Source organism: Pantoea sp. ICBG 985, from assembly GCF_002928365.1.
In the GTDB taxonomy this organism is placed as follows: Bacteria; Pseudomonadota; Gammaproteobacteria; order Enterobacterales; family Enterobacteriaceae; genus Pantoea; species Pantoea dispersa.
In genome coordinates this window covers 1-616 of sequence record NZ_POWM01000023.1, presented here as the reverse complement: position 1 = coordinate 616, position 616 = coordinate 1, and the positions used below count along the sequence as shown (strand labels likewise).

1 tRNA gene and 1 rRNA gene are annotated in these 616 nt (G+C 50.2%); both read left to right on the top strand.

Features of this window, described 5'->3' with window-relative positions:
- Window positions 1-83, top strand: a 16S ribosomal RNA gene (locus C1Y42_RS23255); the annotation flags it as partial.
- Between the two features lie 86 nt (window positions 84-169).
- A tRNA-Glu gene (locus C1Y42_RS23250) sits at window positions 170-245 on the top strand.
- Window positions 246-616 lie beyond the last annotated feature (371 nt).

The window sequence follows — 616 nt, the reverse complement described above, 5'->3', positions numbered from 1 at the left end:
CGCTTACCACTTTGTGATTCATGACTGGGGTGAAGTCGTAACAAGGTAACCGTAGGGGAACCTGCGGTTGGATCACCTCCTTACCTGAAGATACCTTCCCGCGAAGTGCTCACACAGATTGTCTGATGAAAAAGTAATGAGCAAAGCGTCTTACGAAAGAGACTTCAGTGTCCCCTTCGTCTAGAGGCCTAGGACACCGCCCTTTCACGGCGGTAACAGGGGTTCGAATCCCCTAGGGGACGCCACTTGCTGGTAATGAGTGAAAGGCGTTACCGATAATACTTCAGAGTGTGCTGATTAAGCATGCTGCGAAGTATTTGCTCTTTAACAATCCGGAACAAGCTGAAAATTGAAACGACACGTCGTGTTCATTCTCCGTAATAAGAATGAATTTTACGATGTGTTCGAGTCTCTCAAAAGCTTACAGCTTACAAGCAACTGTGATGCAGTAGCGAGCGAGCAGTAAAGAAGGCAAGGCGCGACGGCGCACAGCCAGCGGAGCGTACTGAAGTACGTGAGCATGGCGAGCACCGCGCAACGACGCATTCTTTACGCGCAGCCGTTACGGCAGACAGATAAACGCCTGTGGGTTGTGAGGTTAAGCGACTAAGCGTAC